The sequence below is a fragment of the Stenotrophomonas sp. P5_B8 genome (genome assembly GCF_054049855.1).
In genome coordinates this window covers 1-2,718 of sequence record NZ_JBFULO010000478.1, presented here as the reverse complement: position 1 = coordinate 2,718, position 2,718 = coordinate 1, and the positions used below count along the sequence as shown (strand labels likewise).

General features: G+C 64.4%; 1 protein-coding gene. It reads left to right on the top strand.

Translation table 11 applies throughout. From position 1 onward, the window contains the following. Nucleotides 1-38: 38 nt before the first annotated feature. The coding region (locus ACXJKH_RS18290; protein ID WP_457321471.1) for a TonB-dependent receptor plug domain-containing protein at nt 39-2,718 on the top strand (2,680 nt) is incomplete at its 3' end.

The following is a 2,718-nucleotide window of genomic DNA, read 5'->3' as shown; positions in this document are numbered from 1 at the left end:
GTTTTACGCAAACGCTAGTTCAAGGGGATCCAAACATGATGAATCGCAAGTCGCTCAGCCGGAATCCGCTGAGCTTCGCACTGGCTACGGCCGTGCTGTTCACCGCAGGCACGCCGGCCTTCGCCCAGAGCGCAGATCAGGTGCAGGGCAAGTCTGCCGAAAAGACCGCCGCCACCAATCTTGAAGCCGTCACCGTGACCGGCTCGCGCATCAGCCGCGACGTGTTCAACTCGGTGTCGCCGGTTCAGGTCATCACGCGTGAAGAGACCACCCTGGCGGGCTTCCAGTCGACCGCTGGCGTGCTGCAGAGCACCGGAATCACCGCTGGTTCGGCGCAGATCAACAATGCGTACGGCGGCTACGTCACCAACGGCGGCCCTGGCGCCAACACCGTGGGCCTGCGTGGCCTCGGCCCGACCCGCACCCTGATCCTGATGAACGGCCGCCGCATCGCACCGGCCGGTTCGCGTGGCTCGGTCGGCGCGACCGACCTGAACGTGCTGCCCGACGCCATCGTCGATCGCGTGGAAGTGCTGAAGGACGGCGCTTCGTCCGTCTACGGCTCCGACGCGGTCGCCGGCGTCATCAACATCATCACCAAGAGCAAGATCGACGGCGTTACCTTCGAAGCGCGCCAGACCGCCACCGATGGCGGCGGCGGTGAAGAGCGCCGCTATGCGATCGTTGCCGGCAAGACCGGCGCCTCCGGTCACATCTCCGGCTCGTATGAGTACTACAACCGCGACGCACTGAGCCTCAACGACCGCGACTGGACCCGTTGCAACACGGACTACCGCCGCGCTGCCAATGGCGGCCCGTGGGGCAGTGGTGACACCATCGATCCGCTGACCGGTCAGCCGAAGTGCTATCCGATCACCGGCACCGGCTCCAACGGCGTCACCATCAACACCATCGGTACCCAGAACCTGACCGGCGTTGCCGCCGCAGGGGCGCGGGGCACCACCTTCAACCGTTGGCGCCCGAATTCGGCGATCAGCACCGGCCTGGTCGGTTTCGAAGGCGTGGGCGGTGGCCAGACCACCAACAGCAACATCCGCGACACCTTCGATCCCCGCACGCTGAACCGCTCGCTGATCTCCGGCGCCGAGACCCATACCCTGTTCCTGCAGGGCGGCCTGGACCTGGGCGTGATGGGCGACGCCGAAGCGTACTTCGAACTGCTGGGCAGCCGCCGCGAATCCGATCAGATCGGGTATCGCCAGCTGTCGCTGGACTACCTGCGCGGCAGTCCGCTGATCCCGGCCAACCTGGCTTCGTCCAACTTCGGTGGCGGCGTGGGCGTGCGCGCCTTCATCGGCTACGGCAACGACAAGAGCTCGCAGAAGGTCGACTTCTTCAAGGGCACTGCCGGCCTGCGCGGCCACGTGACCTCGACCTGGGACTACGACTTCTCCCTGAGCAGTTCGCGTTCCGACGCCGATTACACCATGGAGTCGTTCCTCACCGACCGCCTGGGCAAGAGCCTCAACGTGGTTGCCGACGGCGCAGGTGGCTTCCGCTGCGTGGACGTTTCCGATGGTTGCGTCGCCGCTCCGAGGTTGACCAGTGCAGTGGTCGGCGGCCAGCTGCCGCAGGCATGGCGCGACTACGTGTTCGTGCCCGTCACCGGTAACACGCTGTACACCGAAAGCACCGCAAACGTGTCCTTCAGCGGTCCGCTGTTCTCGCTGCCCTACGGCGATGTGCGCGCTGCGGTCGGTGCCGAATACCGTCGCGCGAAGATCGACGACACCCCGTCGATCGATTCGATCAACGGCAACCTGTACAACCTCACTTCGTCCACCCCGACCCGGGGCAAGGACTCGGTGAAGGAAGTCTTCGGCGAGCTGGAGATCCCGGTGCTGTCCGGCGTCACCGCGGCCGAAGAACTTACCTTCAACGTGTCTGCACGCTGGACCGATTACCAGTCCTACGGTTCGGACCACACCTACAAGATCGGCGGCCTGTGGACCCCGGTGAAGTGGGTGTCCTTCCGTGCGTCCTACGGCACCTCCTACCGCGCTCCGGCGCTGTTTGAACAGTTCCTTGGTGCCACCAGCGGCTTCCTCAGCAATCAGTTCGATCCCTGCAACACGTACGGCAACGATCCGGGTACCACGCTGGCGCGCAACTGCGCATCGGAAGGCCTGGCACCTGACTTCCAGGCCACCCAGTCGGTTACCGTGCTGCAGGCCGGTGGCGCCGAGGCCGGCCTGAAGGCTGAAACCTCGAAGAACTTCACCGGCGGCATCGTGCTGCAACCGGAGTTCTCCTCGGCAGTCGGCAACTTCTCGCTGGCCGTGGACTACTTCAACATCGAAGTCAGCAATGGCGTGGCGCGTGCGGGCGGCTCCAACATCCTGGACCTGTGCTACAACAACCCGGACTTCCGCGCCGGCGGCGGCTTCTGCCGTCTGATCGACGAACGCAATCCGCTGAACGGTCAGCTGACCGTACATGACAGCTACGTCAATCTGGCAACGGACAAGGTGCGCGGCCTGGACTTCACGTTGCGTTACACCCGTGACCTCGGCCCGGGCAGTCTGCGTGCGACCGCACAGGTCACCCGTTTCCTTGAACAGTCCAACAAGCTGTTCAAGGACGACGAGCTGATCGACTACAACGGCAACCTGAACACCCCGGACAAGTCGGGCACCCTCGACGTGGTCTATACCTGGAACAAGTGGAAGTTCCGCTATGGCCTGGACTGGGTCAACA